The 20,140-nt window shown below is 58.4% G+C and carries 15 protein-coding genes; 7 read left to right on the top strand and 8 right to left on the bottom strand.

The annotated features are described in order from the left end of the window. Positions 1–22 precede the first annotated feature (22 nt). Entirely contained in the window at positions 23–1,618 is a 1,596-nt protein-coding gene (gene prpR, locus OOJ60_RS16175) for a propionate catabolism operon regulatory protein PrpR (RefSeq protein ID WP_205612896.1), read from the bottom strand. A 248-nt stretch (positions 1,619–1,866) separates the two neighbouring features. Between prpR and prpB the strand changes: the two genes are divergently transcribed. The 4 genes from prpB to prpE are packed head-to-tail and all read left to right on the top strand — an operon-like array spanning position 1,867 to position 7,383. Continuing rightward, positions 1,867–2,745: a methylisocitrate lyase gene (prpB, locus tag OOJ60_RS16170; RefSeq protein WP_199956541.1), complete on the top strand. Its 879-nt coding sequence runs from the start codon at positions 1,867–1,869 to the stop codon at positions 2,743–2,745. 52 nt (positions 2,746–2,797) lie between these two features. Continuing rightward, positions 2,798–3,967, top strand: coding sequence for a bifunctional 2-methylcitrate synthase/citrate synthase (prpC, locus tag OOJ60_RS16165; protein ID WP_042286116.1), 1,170 nt, complete (start codon positions 2,798–2,800; stop codon positions 3,965–3,967). A gap of 37 nt (positions 3,968–4,004) precedes the next feature. Further along, positions 4,005–5,456 carry a bifunctional 2-methylcitrate dehydratase/aconitate hydratase gene (locus OOJ60_RS16160; RefSeq protein WP_205612895.1) on the top strand — a complete coding sequence of 484 codons (1,452 nt, stop codon included), beginning with the start codon at positions 4,005–4,007 and terminating at the stop codon, positions 5,454–5,456. Positions 5,457–5,496: 40 nt separating this feature from the next. Then, the gene (prpE, locus tag OOJ60_RS16155; RefSeq protein WP_205612894.1) at positions 5,497–7,383 is read left to right on the top strand and encodes a propionate--CoA ligase; all 1,887 of its coding nucleotides are present in this window, start codon (positions 5,497–5,499) and stop codon (positions 7,381–7,383) included. 64 nt (positions 7,384–7,447) lie between these two features. Here the strand turns inward: prpE and lacA are convergent, their stop codons facing one another. From lacA to OOJ60_RS16120, 7 genes are all read right to left on the bottom strand, one after another. After that, positions 7,448–8,071, bottom strand: a complete 624-nt coding sequence (gene lacA, locus OOJ60_RS16150; RefSeq protein ID WP_205612893.1) for a galactoside O-acetyltransferase — start codon at positions 8,069–8,071, stop codon at positions 7,448–7,450. A gap of 28 nt (positions 8,072–8,099) precedes the next feature. After that, positions 8,100–9,353, bottom strand: coding sequence for an MFS transporter (locus OOJ60_RS16145; protein WP_042286109.1), 1,254 nt, complete (start codon positions 9,351–9,353; stop codon positions 8,100–8,102). Between the two features lie 51 nt (positions 9,354–9,404). After that, the gene (locus tag OOJ60_RS16140) at positions 9,405–12,488 is read right to left on the bottom strand and encodes a beta-galactosidase (RefSeq protein ID WP_205612892.1); all 3,084 of its coding nucleotides are present in this window, start codon (positions 12,486–12,488) and stop codon (positions 9,405–9,407) included. A gap of 125 nt (positions 12,489–12,613) precedes the next feature. Beyond that, positions 12,614–13,699, bottom strand: a complete 1,086-nt coding sequence (locus OOJ60_RS16135) for a LacI family DNA-binding transcriptional regulator (protein ID WP_131729027.1) — start codon at positions 13,697–13,699, stop codon at positions 12,614–12,616. Between the two features lie 27 nt (positions 13,700–13,726). Next, on the bottom strand, positions 13,727–14,680 hold the full coding sequence (locus OOJ60_RS16130) for a GlxA family transcriptional regulator (protein ID WP_200033471.1): 954 nt from the start codon (positions 14,678–14,680) through the stop codon (positions 13,727–13,729). Between the two features lie 18 nt (positions 14,681–14,698). Continuing rightward, positions 14,699–15,475: an MBL fold metallo-hydrolase gene (locus tag OOJ60_RS16125; RefSeq protein WP_205612930.1), complete on the bottom strand. Its 777-nt coding sequence runs from the start codon at positions 15,473–15,475 to the stop codon at positions 14,699–14,701. Between the two features lie 168 nt (positions 15,476–15,643). Further along, complete coding sequence (locus OOJ60_RS16120) at positions 15,644–16,456, bottom strand: DNA-binding transcriptional regulator (RefSeq protein ID WP_072014967.1); 813 nt, start codon at positions 16,454–16,456, stop codon at positions 15,644–15,646. A 190-nt stretch (positions 16,457–16,646) separates the two neighbouring features. On the opposite strand from OOJ60_RS16120, the gene OOJ60_RS16115 reads away from it, so the two are divergent. Genes OOJ60_RS16115 through mhpC form a run of 3 tightly spaced genes read left to right on the top strand, consistent with a single transcriptional unit; the run spans position 16,647 to position 20,137 of the window. After that, the gene (locus OOJ60_RS16115; protein WP_205612891.1) at positions 16,647–18,308 is read left to right on the top strand and encodes a bifunctional 3-(3-hydroxy-phenyl)propionate/3-hydroxycinnamic acid hydroxylase; all 1,662 of its coding nucleotides are present in this window, start codon (positions 16,647–16,649) and stop codon (positions 18,306–18,308) included. 1 nt (position 18,309) lies between these two features. Beyond that, positions 18,310–19,254 carry a 2,3-dihydroxyphenylpropionate/2,3-dihydroxicinnamic acid 1,2-dioxygenase gene (gene mhpB / locus OOJ60_RS16110; protein WP_060569105.1) on the top strand — a complete coding sequence of 315 codons (945 nt, stop codon included), beginning with the start codon at positions 18,310–18,312 and terminating at the stop codon, positions 19,252–19,254. Between the two features lie 16 nt (positions 19,255–19,270). Beyond that, positions 19,271–20,137, top strand: a complete 867-nt coding sequence (gene mhpC, locus OOJ60_RS16105; RefSeq protein WP_181821902.1) for a 2-hydroxy-6-oxonona-2,4-dienedioate hydrolase — start codon at positions 19,271–19,273, stop codon at positions 20,135–20,137. Positions 20,138–20,140 lie beyond the last annotated feature (3 nt).

Genomic DNA, 20,140 nt, shown 5'->3' with positions numbered 1-20,140 from the left:
GTGAACATTCTGAAACGGGGGATTACTGTTTTAACCGCCGCCAGAATGTCGTGCGGCTTATACCAAGAAACTGAGCCGCGGCGGATTTATCGCCATTGAAGCGGTCGAGCGCTTCTCTGGCCGTCAGTCGTGTGGATGGAGACACGGCTTCGTCACGTTCTGACAGTTCCGGCAGCAGCCGCTGTAATAAATCCGCATCCAGCGTCGGCATGGGGTCGACGCTTAAAAACAGCGCCAGACGCTCCATCATATTGCGCAGCTCGCGGATATTCCCCGGCCACGGGTAGGTCACCAGAACGGCTGCGCTTTGCGCCAGACCGCTGCGGACGGTATCGGTAAACGGGACGTTCAGGGCTGCCAGCGACTGTTTTAAAAACCCCTCAGCCAACGCCGCGATATCGCCAGGGCGATCGCGCAGCGCAGGCAGAGCGAGGCGCAGAATGCTCAGGCGGTAAAAGAGATCGCGGCGGAACTGACCGTGTTTCATTGCCTCTTCCAGATTGCAGTGGGTGGCGCTGATCACCCGCACATCGATGGGGAGAGGATGATGACCGCCCACCCGGGTCACCTCTTTTTCTTCCAGTACGCGCAGCAGACGGGTTTGCAGAGGCAATGGCATCTCGCCTATCTCGTCCAGAAACAGCGTTCCGCCGTGGGCGATTTCGAACAGTCCGGCGCGCCCCCCGCGTCGGGAGCCGGTAAAAGCGCCCTCCTCATAGCCGAACAGTTCTGCTTCCAGCAACGATTCCGTAATCGCACCGCAGTTCACAGCGACAAACGGACGGGAGGCGATGTCGCTGCGAGACCCCGCGTGTACGCCGCTTTCGCGATGAATGGCCTGTGCGGCCAGCTCTTTGCCGGTGCCGGTTTCGCCCTGAATCAGCACCGCGGCGCGGGAGCGGGCGTAGAGCATGATGGTCTGACGCACCTGTTCCATATGTCCGGACGCGCCACGGATATCCTCCAGGGCATAGCGGGTACGCAGCGCCCGATCGGACGCGTAAGAGGCCGTTACGCGGGCGGTCATTCGCGTCAGATCCAGCGCATCGCTGAATCCCTGGCGCACTGTGGCCGCAGAATAGATAAAAATCGCCGTCATACCGGCTTCCTCGGCGAGATCGGTAATGAGCCCCGCGCCGACCACCGCCTCAATGCCGTTAGCCTTGAGTTCGTTTATCTGCCCGCGCGCGTCCTCTTCGGTGACATAGCTGCGCTGTTCCAGTTGCAGACCAAATGTTTTCTGAAAGGCGATAAGCGCCGGCAGCGTCTCCTGATACGTCACCACACCGATCGAGGCGGTCAGTTTTCCCGCTTTCGCCAGCGCATGCAGTACGTCAAAACCGCTCGGTTTAATCAGGATCACTGGAACAGAGAGACGGCTTTTCAGGTACGCGCCGTTAGAGCCTGCGGCGATGATGGCGTCGCAGCGTTCGGTCGCCAGCTTTTTGCGAATGTAGGTTACCGCTTTTTCAAAGCCAAGCTGAATAGGGGTGATGGTCGCCAGATGATCGAACTCGAGGCTGATGTCGCGAAACAGGTCGAACAGCCGCGTCACCGAGACGGTCCAGATGACCGGTTTGTCGTCATTGATCCGTGGAGGAAGAGGCGAAGCTGTCATAGCAAACCTAAACGTGAAGAGACCGAATAATGGGTTTAGCCGTGTTTCAATTATGTTGCAATGAAACAACGCGGAACATTTTATGAAACGTTAGCTGACACGCTTTTTTTCGCTATCTGCCAGCGGGATTTATCTATCGTATTGTCATATCAGTATTTTTTATTTTTCTTAATCGGGTGCGGCACCTGGCATAGCCTTTGCTTTATGGAGAGTAACGACGTTCACAACTTGATAACAAAGGATAAAATATGTCACGACACTCGCCGGGTCAGGCATTTCGCGCGGCCCTTACGCAAGAAAACCCGCTTCAGATAGTCGGCACCATTAACGCCAACCACGCTCTGCTGGCACAGCGCGCAGGCTACCAGGCGATTTACCTTTCCGGCGGCGGCGTGGCGGCAGGATCGCTGGGGTTGCCGGATCTCGGGATCTCAACGCTTGATGACGTGCTGACCGACATTCGTCGCATCACCGACGTCTGCCCGCTGCCGCTGCTGGTGGATGCCGACATCGGTTTTGGCGCGTCGGCTTTTAACGTGGCCCGCACCGTAAGGTCAATGATCAAAGCCGGCGCGGCGGCGTTACACATTGAAGATCAGATCGGCGCTAAGCGCTGTGGTCACCGACCGAACAAAGCGATCGTCTCGAAAGAGGAGATGGTGGATCGCATTCGCGCGGCGGTGGATGCCCGAACCGATCCCGACTTTGTGATCATGGCGCGCACCGACGCCCTGGCGGTAGAAGGCCTGGACGCGGCGATAGATCGCGCGCAGGCCTACGTCGACGCGGGGGCCGACATGCTGTTTCCGGAGGCGATCACCGAGCTTGCCATGTACCGACAGTTTGCCGACGCGGTCAATGTGCCGATCCTCGCCAACATCACCGAATTCGGCGCGACGCCGTTGTTTACCACCGATGAACTGCGCAGCGCCCACGTGGCGATGGCGCTGTACCCGCTGTCGGCGTTTCGCGCGATGAACCGCGCGGCGGAACAGGTCTATAACGTGCTGCGTCAGGAAGGGACGCAAAAAAGCGTCATCGACATGATGCAAACCCGCAACGAGCTGTACGAGAGCATCAATTACTACCAGTACGAGGAGGCGCTGGACGCGCTGAACCGGAAGTAACGCTTCGCCCAGACCTCACTATCCTGCACATTACAATAATGACGAGGACAACATGACAGACTCGACGATCCTGCAAAACAACACACATGTCATTAAGCCGAAAAAATCCGTTGCGCTGTCCGGCGTACCGGCAGGCAATACCGCGCTGTGCACCGTCGGCAAAAGCGGCAACGATCTTCATTATCGCGGTTACGACATACTGGACCTCGCCCGGCACTGCGAATTCGAAGAGGTCGCCCATCTGCTGATCCACGGCAAATTACCGACCCGCGACGAGCTTCACGCGTATAAAATCAAACTGAAAGCGCTGCGGGGATTACCGGCCAACGTGCGCACCGTACTGGAAGCGCTGCCCGCCGCGTCGCATCCGATGGATGTCATGCGCACCGGCGTCTCGGCGTTGGGCTGCACCCTGCCAGAAAAAGAGGGCCACACCGTCTCCGGGGCGCGGGATATCGCCGACAAGCTGTTAGCGTCGCTCAGCTCTGTTCTTCTCTACTGGTACCACTACAGCCACAACGGTGAGCGCATCCAACCAGAAACCGACGACGACTCCATCGGCGGCCACTTTTTGCATCTGCTACACGGCGAGAAACCGTCAAAAAGCTGGGAAAAAGCGATGCACATTTCGCTGGTGCTTTACGCCGAGCACGAATTCAACGCCTCCACCTTCACCAGCCGGGTCATTGCGGGCACCGGGTCGGACGTCTATTCGGCCATTATCGGCGCGATAGGCGCACTGCGCGGGCCGAAGCACGGCGGAGCAAACGAAGTGTCGCTCGAGATCCAGCAGCGCTACGAAACGCCGGACGAAGCGGAAGCCGATATTCGCAAACGTGTGGAAAACAAAGAGGTGGTGATTGGCTTTGGGCACCCGGTTTATACCCTGGCCGACCCGCGTCATCAGGTCATTAAGCAGGTGGCGAAGCAGCTTTCTGAAGAAGGCGGCTCGCTGAAGATGTACAACATCGCCGATCGTCTGGAAACGGTGATGTGGGAAACCAAAAAAATGTTCCCCAACCTCGACTGGTTCTCGGCGGTGTCTTACAACATGATGGGCGTTCCCACCGAAATGTTCACTCCGCTGTTCGTTATCGCCCGCGTCACCGGCTGGGCGGCGCACATCATCGAACAGCGTCAGGACAACAAAATTATCCGACCTTCCGCCAACTATACCGGACCGGAAGATCGTCCGTTCGTCTCGTTAGACCAACGTTGCTGATTCACTCCCTCTGACCCTAACATGCAGGAACGCTTTTATGTCCGTACAAGAACTAAACGTCCGCCCGGAATTTGACCGCGAAATCGTTGATATCGTCGATTACGTGATGAATTATGACATCACCTCAACAGTAGCGTATGACACCGCGCATTACTGCCTGCTGGATACGCTCGGCTGTGGTCTCGAAGCGCTGGACTATCCGGCGTGCAAAAAACTTATGGGGCCGATTGTCCCCGGTACTCTCGTGCCAAACGGCGTGCGCGTGCCGGGCACGCAGTTTCAGCTCGATCCGGTTCAGGCGGCGTTTAACATCGGCGCGATGATCCGCTGGCTCGACTTTAACGATACCTGGCTTGCCGCCGAATGGGGGCACCCTTCTGATAACCTCGGCGGCATCCTGGCGACGGCGGACTGGCTGTCACGTAACGCGGTGGCGGCAGGCAAAGCGCCGCTGACCATGAAGCAGGTGCTGAGCGGGATGATCAAAGCTCACGAGATTCAGGGCTGCATCGCGCTGGAGAACGCCTTTAACCGCGTCGGCCTGGATCACGTGCTGCTGGTGAAAGTGGCGTCCACCGCCGTGGTGGCGGAAATGCTGGGGCTGACCCGGGACGAAATCCTGAACGCGGTATCGCTGGCGTGGGTCGACGGCCAGTCGCTGCGAACTTATCGCCATGCGCCGAACACCGGCACGCGGAAGTCCTGGGCGGCAGGCGACGCCACTTCCCGCGCGGTACGCCTGGCGCTGATGGCAAAAACCGGCGAGATGGGGTATCCGTCAGCGCTGACGGCGAAAACCTGGGGGTTCTACGACGTCTCGTTCAAAGGCGAAACATTCCGCTTCCAGCGCCCCTATGGCTCTTACGTGATGGAAAATGTGCTGTTTAAAATCTCCTTCCCGGCGGAGTTCCATTCGCAGACCGCGGTAGAAGCGGCGATGACCCTGCATGCGCAGATGCAGGCGGTGGGTAAAACTGCGGCGGATATTGAGAAGGTGACCATTCGCACTCACGAAGCCTGCATTCGCATCATCGACAAGAAAGGCCCGCTGAATAACCCGGCGGATCGCGACCACTGCATTCAGTACATGGTTGCCATCCCACTGTTGTTCGGACGTTTAACGGCGGCGGATTATGAAGATGGCGTGGCGCAGGATAAACGCATCGACGCTCTGCGTGAGAAGATAAGCTGTTTTGAAGACCCGCAGTTTACCGCCGACTATCACGATCCGGAAAAACGCGCCATCGCCAATGCCATCACCGTGGCGTTCACCGACGGTACGGCGTTTGATGAAGTGGTGGTGGATTACCCTATCGGCCACGCCCGCCGTCGCGCCGACGGCATTCCAAAGCTTATCGAAAAATTCAAAATCAACCTGGCGCGTCAGTTCCCGGCCCGCCAGCAGCAGCGCATTCTGGAAGCCTCCCTGGACCGAACCCGTCTGGAGCAGATGCCGGTTAACGAGTACCTCGACTTGTTCGTTATCTGAAACAGATAGCAATAGGGCATAAGTTCAACAGGAGAGCCTCATGTCTTTTCGCGAATTTTATCAGCGTTCGATTACGCAACCGGAATTGTTCTGGGCAGAGCAGGCAAAGCGCATCGACTGGCAGACGCCGTTTACCCGGACGCTGGATCATAGCCGCCCGCCGTTTGCCCGCTGGTTCTGCGGCGGCACCACCAATCTGTGTTATAACGCCATCGACCGCTGGCTGGACAAACAGCCGGACGCGCTGGCGCTGATCGCCGTCTCTTCCGAAACCGAAGAGGAGCGCACCTACACCTTCAGCCAGTTGTATGACGAGGTGAACGTAGTGGCGTCGATGCTGCTGTCGCTGGGCGTCCGGCGCGGCGATCGGGTGCTGGTGTATATGCCGATGATTGCCGAGGCGCACGTGACGCTGCTGGCCTGCGCACGCATTGGGGCGATTCATTCGGTCGTATTCGGCGGTTTTGCCTCACACAGTGTGGCGGCGAGAATTGACGATGCCAGACCGGTGCTGATCGTCTCGGCGGATGCCGGGGCGCGCGGAGGAAAGATCCTGCCGTATAAAAAGCTGCTCGACGACGCCATCGCGCAGGCGCAGCATCAGCCGAAGCACGTGTTGTTGGTGGACCGTGGGCTGGCGAAAATGGCGCGGGTGGCCGGACGCGATCTTGATTATGCCGCCCTGCGTCAGCAACACGCAGGCGCGCGGGTGCCGGTAGCGTGGCTGGAATCTAACGAGACCTCCTGCATTCTTTACACGTCCGGCACCACGGGAAAACCCAAAGGCGTGCAGCGCGACGTCGGCGGCTACGCGGTGGCGCTGGCAACCTCAATGGACACCATTTTTGGCGGCAAAGCGGGCGGCGTCTTTTTTTGCGCGTCGGATATCGGCTGGGTTGTCGGTCACTCTTATATCGTTTACGCGCCGCTGCTGGCGGGGATGGCGACGATTGTCTATGAAGGGCTGCCAACGTACCCGGACTGCGGGGTGTGGTGGAAAATTGTCGAGAAGTACCGGGTGAACAGGATGTTTTCCGCGCCGACCGCCATTCGCGTACTGAAGAAATTTCCAACCGCCCAGATCCGCAATCACGATCTCTCCTCGCTGGAGGTGCTGTATCTGGCCGGAGAACCGCTGGATGAACCCACCGCCGCGTGGGTCACCCAGACGCTGGAGGTGCCGGTTATCGATAATTACTGGCAGACGGAGTCCGGCTGGCCGATTATGGCGCTTGCCCGTCAGCTTGACGACAGACCGTCGCGGCTCGGTAGCCCGGGCGTACCGATGTACGGTTATAACGTGCAGTTACTCAATGAAGTGACCGGCGAACCCTGCGGCGTGAACGAAAAGGGGATGGTGGTGATTGAGGGGCCGCTGCCGCCGGGCTGTATCCAGACTATCTGGGGAGACGATGAACGGTTTGTTAACACCTACTGGTCGCTGTTCAGCCGTCAGGTGTATGCCACCTTCGACTGGGGCATTCGCGACGCCGACGGCTATTACTTTATCCTCGGACGTACCGACGACGTGATAAATGTTGCCGGCCACCGTCTTGGCACCCGCGAGATAGAGGAGAGCATTTCCAGCTATCCTAACGTCGCCGAGGTGGCGGTCGTGGGGGTAAAAGACGCGCTAAAAGGGCAGGTGGCGGTGGCGTTTGTTATCCCGAAACAGAGCGACAGCCTGGAAGATCGTGATGTGGCGCAGGCGGAAGAAAAAGCGATTATGGCGCTGGTGGACAGCCAGATTGGCAATTTTGGCCGTCCCGCCCACGTCTGGTTTGTCTCGCAGTTGCCGAAAACGCGATCCGGCAAGATGTTGCGCCGGACGATCCAGGCCATCTGCGAAGGTCGCGATCCCGGCGATCTCACCACCCTCGACGATCCCGCCGCGTTGCAGCAAATCCGCCAGATCATTGAGGAGTAGCGGTAGCGCCCGGTGGCGCAAGCTGACCGGGCCTACGGTCTGCATTGTTGTAGAGCGCCCGGCGTCATGCCTGGTGGCAAAGGAAACGCTCTACTTTGCGGTCTTTATAATAATATTCTTTATCTCTGTCGTTTATTTCACGGATAACCCGACAGGGAACGCCCGCGGCAACGACATTTGAAGGAATGTCTTTTGTGACCACGCTACCTGCGCCAATCACGGTGTTATTTCCTATCGTGATACCTGGATTGATAACCACGTTACTGCCGATCCAGACGTTATTGCCAATTGTGATCGGAAAGGAATACATCTCTCCCGCTTGCCTCAATTCATGATGAACAGGATGCCCGGTCACGGAGAGGGTGACATTTGGCGCAATCAGAACGTTATCGCCAATCGTGACGGTATAGTCGTCTACGATGGTAAAATTGAAATTAGCATAAAAGTTGTCACCGATATGGATGTTGGTACCGTAGGAAAAATAAATGGGCGGCTCTATCCATGCATTTTCTCCCGTTGAGCCAAACATGGATTTAATCAAGCTTTTCCTTTTTTCAACTTCTGACGGACGTGAATGGTTATACTCATACATCAATTCCTTTCCGCGCAATCTCTCTTCCGGCAAACCTTCGCACATATCTGTAAACAGTTGGCCTGCTTTTATTCTTTCTCTCATTGGCATAGTCATGTGTGAAATTTCATCCTTGTGGTGGGTTTTATGCTTGTTTACAGACAGGTTTGACATGGCGGGTAAACGGCCCCGGTCCACTTAAGGTAAATACCGAAATCAACGTAAAGCTCAGCGCGATCAGCCCGAGCACCAGATATGCTCCCTGAAAACCGATGCTTTCATACATATTGCCGGCGAAAACCGACATGAAAATCATCGCCAGTTGCTTAAAGAAGCAGAAGCACACCAGGTAAATCGTGGCAGAGAAGCGTACCTCAAACTGACTGGTGATGTATTTAAAACAACCGACAATCAGGAACGGTATCTCAAACATATGCAAGGTTTTCAGGATCACCACTTCCAGCGCCGAAGAGGCAAACGACGAGCCGATGATCCGCACCGACATAATCGCGCCCGCCAGCAGCAGGGCGTTTTTACCGCCAATGCGGTTCACGATCAGCGGCGCAAAGAACATAATACTGGCGTTCAGAAGTTCACCCATGGTGGTAACGTAGCCAAACACGCGGGTACCCTGTTCGCCAGTGGCAAAGAATGAGGTAAAGAAGTTAGCGAACTGCTGGTCAAACACATCGTAGGTACAGGACACGCCGACAACATACAGCGACAGAAACCACAGCTTCGGCTGTTTAAATAATTCCAGCGCCAGTTTCAGGCTAAATGCCGAGTGATTCGCGCCAACCGCATCGGCCACTTTTGCCGATGAGGGCGCTTCCGTTTTCGAGAAGAACAGCAGCAATGCCAGGATCACCGCGCAGCCGGAGCCCAGCCAGAAGACAAACTGGTTATTAATGGTAAACATAATGCCGGCAATCGACGCGCACAGCGCCCAGCCGACGCAACCGAACATCCGCGCGCGGCCAAATTCAAAATGACTGCGGCGACTGGCTTTTTCTATGTAGGCCTCAATGGCGGGCGCGCCGGCGTTATAAATAAACCCCAGATAGATCCCGCCGACAATCGAACCGAGCAAAATATTGACCTGCAATAGCGGGCCGAAAACGTAAATAAAGAACGGCGCGAACATCACCAGCATACCGGTAATGACCCACAACAGATGCTTGCGCAGGCCGAGCTTGTCAGAGAGCAGGCCGAAAATGGGCTGGAACAAGAGTGAAAATAGCGAGATGCAGGCGAAGATAATACCGGTATCGCCTTTGCTGATATGGTTGATATCATGTAACCAGATCGGGAAAAAGGGGAAGTAAGCACCCATAATGAAAAAATAAAAGAAGAAGAAAAAGCCGAACATCCAGAAGTTAGTATTTTTCAAATAATGCATGTGAACGTCCTTATGCGAATATCGGGCAGGCGTTAACCTGCCCGTTTTTTGTTATTTCAGGCACCAGACGATCTGGTAGTGATAGCGACCTGCGCTGAGCTGGTATTCCGGCGACACCGACGGGCTCCAGGAGTCGTCGCCGCCCACGCCCATGTGGAAGCCGTCAAGGTTCAGCCATGTACCGGCCTCTTCCTGCAACAGATGGCGATGGCTGGTCTTCATCAGTTGTTGCTGGCTGTAGCGGCTGATATTGAACTGGAAGTCTCCGCGCCAGCAGTGGGCGCCATAGCGCAGTTCGCGGGTGTGGCAGCGCAGCCCGTTTTCGCTCGGAAAAACGTACGGCGTATACATGTCGTCGAGCGACAGGTCCCAGCGATCAAAGCAGGCGGCAGAGAGGCGGTCCGGGTAGTTTTCATGCGGACCTAATCCCAGCCAGTTCACGCGTTCCGCCACCTGGGCCAGTTGGCAGGTCAGTCCGATGCGCGCCGGGTGTGGCGTGCCGTGGGCGACATCCACATCCACCGTGATCGTCAGTTCGCCATCTCCGTCAATGCGCCAGGTTTTACGGCTGATAAACAGCGTTTCCCCCTGGGTCTGCCAGGCGTGGGCGGTAGTGATGATCACCGCGTCGGTGAGCGTCTGTGCTTCGCACTGCAACAGCATCGCTTCTGCGCGGTAATGCCCGGCGGCTTTCCAGCGTTCAACCCAGGCGTTCGGGTCAATACGCGTGGCTTCGCTGACGCCGATATCGTTATCAAGCGGCGCGCGGGTAAACTGGTCGCGAAGCGGGGTCAGCAGCTGCGCGTCCTCGCCGATCCAGTACTGCGTCAATACACCCTGCTGGCGGCAGAACTGCCAGCGTTGTTGATTCACCGTGACCAGATAATGCGTCTCTCCCGCCTCAAGCCGTGGCGCACAACCGACAGGCGAGGAGATCGCCACGCTCAGTTTTTCCGCCAGTGGCCACTGCTGCCAGGCGCTGATGTGTCCGGCTGGCGCCCACGCGGTGGCCTGCGGCTGCTCAACGCGCACCGTCAGCCATAGCTGGCCTGCTGCATCGGGGACAGCAACGTCGGGAAGGGTAATGACCTGGCGTCCCTGCGGGGCGATGTCCAGCACGACGTTCCCCGCTGCAATGGGATTACCGTCCAGGGCAAGGGACCAGTGCAGGATCTCATTGTCGCTATGGCGGAACAGATATTCGCTGGTCACCTCGATGTTACGTTCCGCGCCGGGCAGCAGGGTAAACTGGAAAAACTGCTGCGCGTGTTTGGCTTCGTACAGCGACGGATGCGGCGTACGGTCGGCAAACACCAGACCGTCCATGCAGAACTGGCGGTCATTCGGCGTGTCGCCAAAGTCGCCGCCGTAGGCCGACCATGGGCTACCTTCATCATCATATTTAATCAGCGACTGATCGACCCAGTCCCAGACAAAGCCCCCCTGCAGGCGCGGATACTGCCGAAACGCCTGCCAGTATTTGGTGAAACCGCCGAGGCTGTTGCCCATTGCGTGCGCGTATTCGCAGAGGATCAGCGGACGCTGCTCGCCCGGCATTGACAGCCATTTTTTGATTGACCATTTCGGCACCGCCGGGAACGGCTGATCCTGATCGACGCGGGCATACATCGGACAGATAATATCCGTCGCCGCGCTGTCTGCGCCGCCGCCCTCATATTGCACCGGGCGCGACGGATCTTCCGATTTCAACCAGCGGTACAGCGCGTCGTGGTTGACGCCATGCCCGGACTCATTGCCCAGCGACCAGATAATAATGCTCGGGTGATTGCGGTCGCGTTGTACCATGCGCGTCACCCGCTGGCTCATGGCGGGAAGCCAGGTTGGGTCATCGGTCAGGCGGTTCATCGGTACCATGCCGTGGGTTTCGATGTTGGCCTCATCCACGACGTACAGCCCATAACGGTCGCACAGCGTGTACCACAGCGGATGGTTTGGGTAATGGGAGCAGCGCACGGCGTTAAAATTGTTCTGCTTCATCAGGATGATGTCCTGTACCATCGTCGCTTCGTCCATTACCTGACCGTGCTTCGGGTGATGTTCGTGGCGATTTGTCCCGCGAATCAGCAGCGGCTTGCCGTTCAGCAACAGCAGGCCGTTTTCAATGCTGATCTGGCGAAAGCCGACGTCACAGGCTTCGGCTTCAATCAGTTCGCCGTCAGCGGTATGCAACTGCGCAACCGCGCGGTACAGATGCGGCGTTTCGGCGCTCCACAGCGACGGGTTATCGACTTTCAGGCGCAGGGTGGCGCGGTCATGATACGCGCCGCGCTCGTCAACAATTTCGCCGCCAAAGGGGGCAGTCCGTTCACCGACCAGGACGTCGCCATCCCACAACTGCACGGTGACGCGCAGATCGTCGCGCAGTTCACCGTGCATTCTGATTTCGGCGGCCAGTTCGGCGCGGCTGAAATCATCATTAAAGCGGGTGGAAATCCGCAGATCGCTGATTTGCGTAGCGGGCTTGGTTAGCAGGCTGACGTCGCGGAAGATACCGCTCATGCGCCACATGTCCTGATCTTCCAGGTATGTGCCGTCGCTCCAGCGCAGCACCATCACCGCCAGACGGTTCTCGCCGCCGCGCAGAAAATCGCTGAGATCGAACTCCGAAGGCAGACGGCTGTCCTGGCCGTAGCCGACCCAGCGTCCATTGCACCAGAGATGAAAGGCCGAATTGACGCCGTCGAAAATGATCCGCGTCTGGCTGTCGTGGAGTGCTGCCTCGTCAATATCGAATGTGAGCGAGTAACATCCTGTGGCGTTCTCTGCGGGTACGTAGGGCGGATTGACCGGAATTGGGTAGGTGACGTTGGTATAAATCGGTGCGTCGTAGCCGTACATTTGCCAGTTTGACGGTACGGGGATAGTGTCGGCATTTTCCGGATCGTTTAGCCGCCAGCTTTCCGGCACCGCCTCCGGCGAGGCGAACCAGGCAAATTTCCAGTCGCCGTTGAGGCTGCGCAATTGGGGAGAACGGGTATTATCCCGGGCGTCTTCGGCGCTGCGCCAGCTGGAAAATGGCGGGTGGGCTTCCAGACGGTTAAGCTGGGTTACGCCGGGATTTTCCCAGTCGCGGCGCGCCAGTACGGCGGCGAGTGAATCCGTGGTCAATGTCATGGCTATGTCCTGTCGTGAATTGTTATCCGCTCACAATTTTAGACAACATACGGGCAGAGCCAGAAAACTGTAAAGTCTGTTGAAGCTAATGAGTGAACTGTCTCACACATTTTCGTGTGCAGGATTTAGCGTGTTAACAGGGCGACCTGACGCGCCAGCTGCATGAGCGAGTCGGCCAGCGCTTGTGGAGAGGCGGCCTGTGTCCCAGGTGGCTGTACGGTTTTGCGCTCCACCAACGTGACCGGCAGCAACTGATTGCCCCCGGTTGATGCCCCGCGAGAAAGCTGGATCAGGCGGTCGACGCTGGTTTGTCCAAGCAGCGCGAAATCCTGCCTGATGGTCGTAAGGGGGGGAATGTAGCAGGCGCTGTCTTCGGTATCGTCATAGCCGATTACGGAAATATCGGTCGCCACGCGCAGACCGAACTCGCTTATGGCGCGCATTGCGCCTAACGCCATCTGGTCGTTGGCGACCAGCATCGCGCCGGGGATCGTCCCCGCGTTAAGCATCCGTTGGGTCTGAAGATAACCGGACATCGCGCTCCAGTCGCCTTCCTGTTGCGCCACCGGCTGGAGTTGATAACGCGCGAGGTGCTTATGCCAGCCCGCCAGACGCAGGCGCGCGGAAACCGACGTTTGCGGTCCGGCCAGCAGGGCGATGCGCTGGTGGCCGTGCTGAACCAGGTGCTCCACGCCGAGGCGCGCGCCGTCGTCGTGGGAAAAAATAATGCTGTTGATGGGCGACTGGTCCGACACGTCAAGGAACAGTACCGGCACGTTGCCACAGGCGGCGGCAACGGCAATGGCGTCGTCTTCGTCGAGGGGATAGTTGATGATAAGCCCACTTACCCGCTGCGCAAGCAGGTTATGCACTGCCGCTTTACAGGCGTCGACGCCGCTGCGCTCTACCATGGAAATTACCACGCTGGCCCCGGACTGGTCGGCGCGGGATTTAATGGCGGCGACAATCTGCGACGGTGCGTGCAGCGCCAGATTGGCGGTGGCAACGCCAATCAGCTGCGTCTGTTTGCCGGCTAACTGTTGGGCGACACGGTTAGGAATGTAGTTCAGCTCCGCCATGGCGGCTTCCACTTTTTCGCGGGTTCTCGCCGAGACGTGACTGGCCTGATTCACCACCCGCGAGACGGTCTGATAAGAGACGCCAGCATAGTCTGCCACATCGTAAAGCGTTACCGGTTTCACATTCATCACCCTGATTTCCACGTTTTCCGCGCGCTATCATGCCATACCGCGAAATGTTTTTCGCCATTCAGCCGGGCTGACGCCGAAGTGGGATTTAAAATGCTGACGCCAGGTCACAGCAGACTGAAAACCCACTTCACTGGCGATGCGCTCGATGGGCAATTGGCTGGATTCCAGCAGCGTCTGGCTGAGGCGCAGACGTTCACGGATCAGCCATTCGGCGACGCTACACCCTGTCGCCTTCATAAAATGACGGGTGAGCGTGCGACGGCTCATCATGACCCGACTGGCGAGCGAATCAAGGTCATGGGGGTCGCGGATTGTCTGGCGCAAATAGTCCAGCAGTCCGTTAATGCGCGCATCGCGCGTGGTTTTGGGCACCGGCTGGGCGATAAATTGCGCCTGGCCGCCTTCACGGTGTGGCGGAACAATCATCCGCCGGGCGATTTGGTTCGCCACTACGCTGCCAAAGCGCTGGCGAATCACATACAGGCAGCAGTCGAGAGCCGCCGCCGTGCCCGCAGAGGTGATGATCCCGTCGTCATCAACATACAAAGCATTGATATCAAGTGTCACCGCCGGAAAACGCGCCTGAAAATCCTGCTCAAATTCCCAGTGCGTGGCGGCGCGTTTGCCGTCCAGAAGGCCTGCATAGCCCAGAACAAATGCCCCCAGACAAAGGCCCACAATTTGCGCGCCGTTTTGCCGGGCCTGCACCAGCGTATCCAGTAGCGTCTGGGGAGGACGCTGGGCGGTGGCGCCCCAGTAGGGGATCATCACAATATCCGCGTCGATGAGCGCCTCATAACCGTAGGCGGCGTGCAACGAAAACCCGTCCTGCGAGTTGACCGTACCCGGCGTTTCGGCGCAGATCTTCACCGTAAAGCGCTTCTGCGTTGCCACCTTTTCCCCGAACAGAATGCAGGGCACAGAAAAGTGAAATGGGCTGAAATCGTCCACGGCGACAATGGCGACGGTAACGGGGCGCATAGTTTTCCTCGATGGCGGTTAAAACGTCAGGGTTTCCCCATCTTCCGGCACATGCACATATTCTGCAATCTGGTTGTCACGTGCGTAGTCTTTGAGCGCCGCGCGCGTTAACAGACAGTGATTGATGGCTTCCATATGCGTTGCCACGATCTGCGCGTCCGGTAGGGTGAAATGGGTTTTTAGCACATCTTCCGCGCCCATGATGATCGGGCCAAAACCGATGACGTGCGCGAAACCGGCGTTCAATACCACCACATCAGGCTGATAGCGGATCATGTTGGCTTCGACCTCGTCGCGCCAGACGGTATCGCCCACCAGATACAGCGTTTTTTCCTGCGGATGGGTCAAGATGAGCCCGCAGGCTTCGCCCAGCCGGGCCGCCATTTCGGGAATGGCATACAGACGATCGGAGCCGTGCTGGCCGCCGGTTTTACGCAGCGTGATCTCCCCGAGAATGGTCTCTTCCTTCAGCACCGTCAGCGCGGTAAAACCCTGTTCGCGCAGCGTCTGCGCATCCTGCTCGTTTTGCACATAAATCGGCTTATCCTTCGGCACGCATGCGGACGCGGCGTCGTCCCAATGGTCTTCATGCAGATGGGTGACGATCAGCACGTCGGCCTGTAACAGCGTGTCGATATCGCAGGGAAGCTCCACGGTGGGGTTGCGAATATCGGCGCGGGCGGTGCCGGGAAAGCCCGGCCACGCGCCTTTCGGCGCCAGCATCGGGTCAATGAGAAATGTTTTGCCGCCAAACGTAATCAACTGGGTGGCGTTGCGAATTTGCGTAATGTTCATCATCGGTACTCCAGGTGAGGGTCAGTGGAGACAGCGTAATAGAGGGCGCGAGGAAAAAATGTGGGCAAATGGGCGAATAGCGATGAGATTGGGCCAGATGACCTACTGGATGAGCGCGCGCGCGTTCCGGTCAACAGGCGCAGGGACGAGGTAAAAATGTGACCCGCTTCACCGTCCGGCCACCAGAATCGCCTGCGACTCTACGGCTTCCTCAATTTGTCGCGCCACCTGTTGTAACGCCGCAAGATGCCGCTCTGCCGCCTGCTCAATACTCATCGCGCTGGCCATATACACCAGGTTCAGACAGCCAATCACCCGCTGCTCGCTGCGCAGCGGTACGGCGATAGAGGCGATTTTCTCCTCTTCATCCCAGCCGCGATGATTTTGCCCGTAGCCCGCCTGGCGGGTGCGTGCAAGAATGGCGTCCAGCCTGCGGGGTTCGCGTGCCAGTTGGTACTCTTCGCCCGGACGCGCCGCCAGCATCGCTATCAGCGCCTGACGCTCGTTTTCCGGGCAAAACGCCAGCCAGGTCAGGCCAGAAGCGGTTTTCAGCAGCGGTAGGCGCCGCCCGACCATCGCGCGGTGAAACGACAGCCGGCTAAAGCGGTGGGTGGTTTCCCGTACCACCATCGCGTCAACGTCCAGCGTCGACACGTCGGTCGGCCAGACCACTTCGCGCAGGAGATCGCCCAGCAGCGGCGCCGCCAGTGCAGAAATCCACTGTTCGTCACGAAATCCTTCGCTCAACTGGCGCACTTTAATGGTTAAGCGGAAGCTGTCGTCAGACCGGCTGCGCCGGACGTATCCCTCATCCTGTAATGTCTCCAGCAGCCTGCGCACCGTGGTGCGATGCAGGCCGCTCAGCTCCGCCAGCAGGCTGACGCTGGCCCCGCCATCGAGTTTATTTAACATATTTAATAACATTAATCCGCGCGTTAAACCGCGAACGGTTTTGTATTCCGTCTGCTCATCATTCTTCATGTTTATTGACATATTTATAGTTAAAACAACGGAGTGCACCTGGTGCACGTTCTGACATGTTTTGATTGTAGCGCAAAAAGCCCTTCTTATACTGACAACACTATAAAAAAGTATTCACATATTTTTAACAAAAAGGTGCGGCGGCTAACCGACTCAGCCCCGCCGTTTTGTCCGAATCGTGAGGTACAACATGTCAACAACCCCTGATATTCAACCCGCCGTCAACCATACCGTTCAGGTCGCCATAGCCGGTGCGGGGCCGGTCGGACTGATGATGGCCAACTATCTTGGTCAGATGGGCATCGAGGTGCTGGTGGTGGAAAAGCTTGATAAGCTCATCGACTATCCCCGCGCCATCGGCATTGACGATGAGGCGCTGCGCACCATGCAGTCCGTCGGGCTGGTGGAGAAGGTGTTGCCACATACCACGCCACACCACGCGATGCGCTTTCTTACGCCAAAAGGCCGCTGCTTTGCTGATATTCAGCCGATGACCGATGAGTTCGGCTGGTCGCGGCGCAACGCGTTTATCCAGCCGCAGGTGGATGCGGTGTTGCTTGAGGGGCTGTCGCGCTTTCCCAATGTGCGCTGTCTGTTCTCTCGCGAGCTGGAAGCCTTCAGCCAGCAGGATGGCGAGGTGACGCTCAACCTGAAAACGGCGCAGGGGCAACGGGAAACGGTCAAAGCACAGTGGCTGGTGGCCTGCGATGGTGGAGCGAGCCTGGTGCGCCGCACGCTGAACGTGCCGTTCGAAGGGAAAACCGCGCCGAACCAGTGGATTGTGGTCGATATTGCCAACGATCCGCTCAGCACGCCGCATGTCTATCTGTGCTGCGATCCGGTGCGGCCTTACGTTTCCGCCGCACTACCCCACGCGGTGCGGCGTTTTGAATTTATGGTGATGCCAGGGGAGACCGAGGCGCAGCTCAGCGAGCCGCAAAACATGCGTCAGCTGTTAAGCAAGGTGCTGCCGAACCCGGACAACGTCGAGCTGATCCGTCAGCGCGTCTACACCCATAACGCCCGTCTTGCCGATCGCTTCCGCGTCGATCGCGTGCTGCTGGCCGGCGACGCGGCGCACATCATGCCGGTCTGGCAGGGGCAGGGCTATAACAGCGGCATGCGCGACGCCTTTAACCTCGCCTGGAAGCTGGCGCTGGTGATCGACGGCAAAGCGAGTGACGCGCTGCTCGATACCTACCAGCAGGAACGCCGCGATCACGCAAAAGCGATGATTGACCTCTCAGTGACCGCCGGCAACGTGTTGGCGCCGCCGAAGCGCTGGCATGGCACGGTGCGTGACGGCGCCTCCTGGCTGCTGAACTACCTGCCGCCGGTGAAACGCTACTTTCTCGAAATGCGCTTCAAGCCGATGCCGCAGTATCACGACGGCGCGCTGGTGCGTGAAGGCGAGGCCGCAACGTCCCCCGTCGGCAAGATGTTTATTCAGCCGAAGATCACGCTGGAGACGGGAGAGGTGACGCTGCTGGATAACGTCATCGGCGCGAACTTCGCGGTGATCGGCTGGGGCTGTAACCCGCTGTGGGGGATGAGCGAAGCGCAGATTCGGCAGTGGCGCGCCACCGGCACGCGCTTTATTCAGGTGGTGCCGGAGGTGCAGATTGGCACCCCGCAAGACCGCCATGACGGGGTGATCCGTATCGGCGACGCGCAGGGGCGTCTGCGCGAGTGGTTCGCACGGCATAACGTCTCGCTGGTGGTGATGCGCCCGGACCGCTTTGTCGCCGCCGTCGCCATTCCTCAAACCCTCGGCGCCACGCTCAATACCCTGGCGTCAGTGATGACGCTGACCCGCGCGGATGCCAATCTTCCTGTCGAAAAGGTGGCCTGATATGCACGCTTATCTTCACTGTCTTTCCCACTCGCCGCTGGTGGGCTATGTCGACCCGGCGCAGGCCGTGCTGGACGAGGTCAACGGCGTTATCGCCAGTGCCCGCGCGCGGATCGCCGCGTTTGATCCCGAACTGGTGGTGCTGTTCGCTCCGGATCACTACAACGGGTTTTTCTATGACGTCATGCCGCCGTTTTGTTTAGGCGTCGGCGCGACGGCGATTGGCGATTTTGGCAGCGCGGCGGGGGAACTGCCGGTACCGACTGAACTGGCCGAAGCCTGCGCCCACGCGGTGATGAAAAACGGCATCGATCTCGCCGTCTCGTATTGTATGCAGGTCGATCACGGCTTTGCCCAGCCGCTGGAGTTTTTGCTCGGCGGGCTGGACAACGTGCCGGTGCTGCCGGTGTTTATCAACGGCGTCGCCGCGCCGTTGCCGGGCTTTCAGCGTACCCGGATGCTGGGGGAAGCGATTGGTCGTTTCACCAGCACGCTTAATAAGCGGGTGCTGTTTTTAGGGTCCGGCGGGTTGTCGCACCAGCCGCCGGTGCCGGAGCTGGCGAAAGCCGACGCCCATATGCGCGATCGCCTGCTGGGCAGTGGCAAACAGTTGCCTGCCGGGGAGCGTGAGCTGCGTCAGCAGCGGGTGATCGGCGCCGCCGAGAAGTTTGTTGCAGATCAGAAAACGCTGCACCCGCTGAACCCCATCTGGGACAACCGGTTTATGTCGCTGCTCGAACAGGGTCGTATTGCCGAACTGGATGCCGTCAGCAATGAAGAGCTGTCGGCGATCGCGGGCAAATCCACCCACGAAATCAAAACCTGGGTTGCCGCTTTCGCCGCCATTTCCGCCTTTGGCGCCTGGCGAAGCGAAGGTCGTTACTATCGCCCGATCCCGGAGTGGATCGCCGGATTTGGCTCGCTGAGCGCCAGAACACTGAACTGAAAGGCAGGAGAACATCATGAGTTATCAACCGCAAACCGAAGCCGCGACCAGCCGTTTTCTCAACGTTGAGGAAGCCGGTAAAACGCTACGCATCCATTACAACGACTGCGGCGCAGGCGACGAAACCGTCGTTCTGCTGCACGGTTCCGGCCCGGGGGCCACGGGCTGGGCCAACTTCAGCCGCAATATCGATCCGCTGGTGGAAGCGGGCTATCGCGTGATCCTGCTCGACTGCCCGGGCTGGGGCAAGAGCGATTCGATCGTCAATACCGGGTCACGATCCGATCTCAATGCCCGCATTCTGAAAAGCGTGGTCGACCAACTGGACATTCAGAACGTCCACCTGCTGGGCAACTCAATGGGCGGCCACAGCGCCGTCGCCTTCACCCTGAGCTGGCCGGAGCGCGTCGGCAGGCTGGTGCTGATGGGCGGGGGAACCGGCGGCATGAGCCTGTTCACGCCAATGCCGACGGAAGGCATTAAGCGGCTGAATCAGCTTTACCGCGAGCCGACCATCGACAATCTGAAACAGATGATGAACATCTTCGTCCATGACCCCCGCGACCTGACCGACGCGCTGTTTGAAGCGCGGCTGAACAATATGCTGTCGCGCCGCGATCATCTGGACAACTTTATTAAGAGTCTGGAGGCGAACCCGAAGCAATTCCCCGACTTCTCGCCGCGCCTGAGCGAAATCACCGCCCGGACCCTGATTGTCTGGGGGCGCAACGACCGCTTTGTGCCGATGGACGCCGGTCTGCGCCTGCTCGCCGGGATTGCCGGTGCCGAACTGCATATCTATCGCGACTGCGGCCACTGGGCGCAGTGGGAACATGCGGACGCCTTTAACCAACTGGTGCTCAATTTCCTCGCGCGCCCATAAGGA

Source organism: Citrobacter sp. R4 (assembly GCF_026719175.1).
In the GTDB taxonomy this organism is placed as follows: domain Bacteria; phylum Pseudomonadota; class Gammaproteobacteria; order Enterobacterales; family Enterobacteriaceae; genus Citrobacter_A; species Citrobacter_A sedlakii.
The sequence above is the reverse complement of the archived record's forward strand: the minus strand, read 5'-3'. Positions and strand labels throughout refer to the sequence as shown.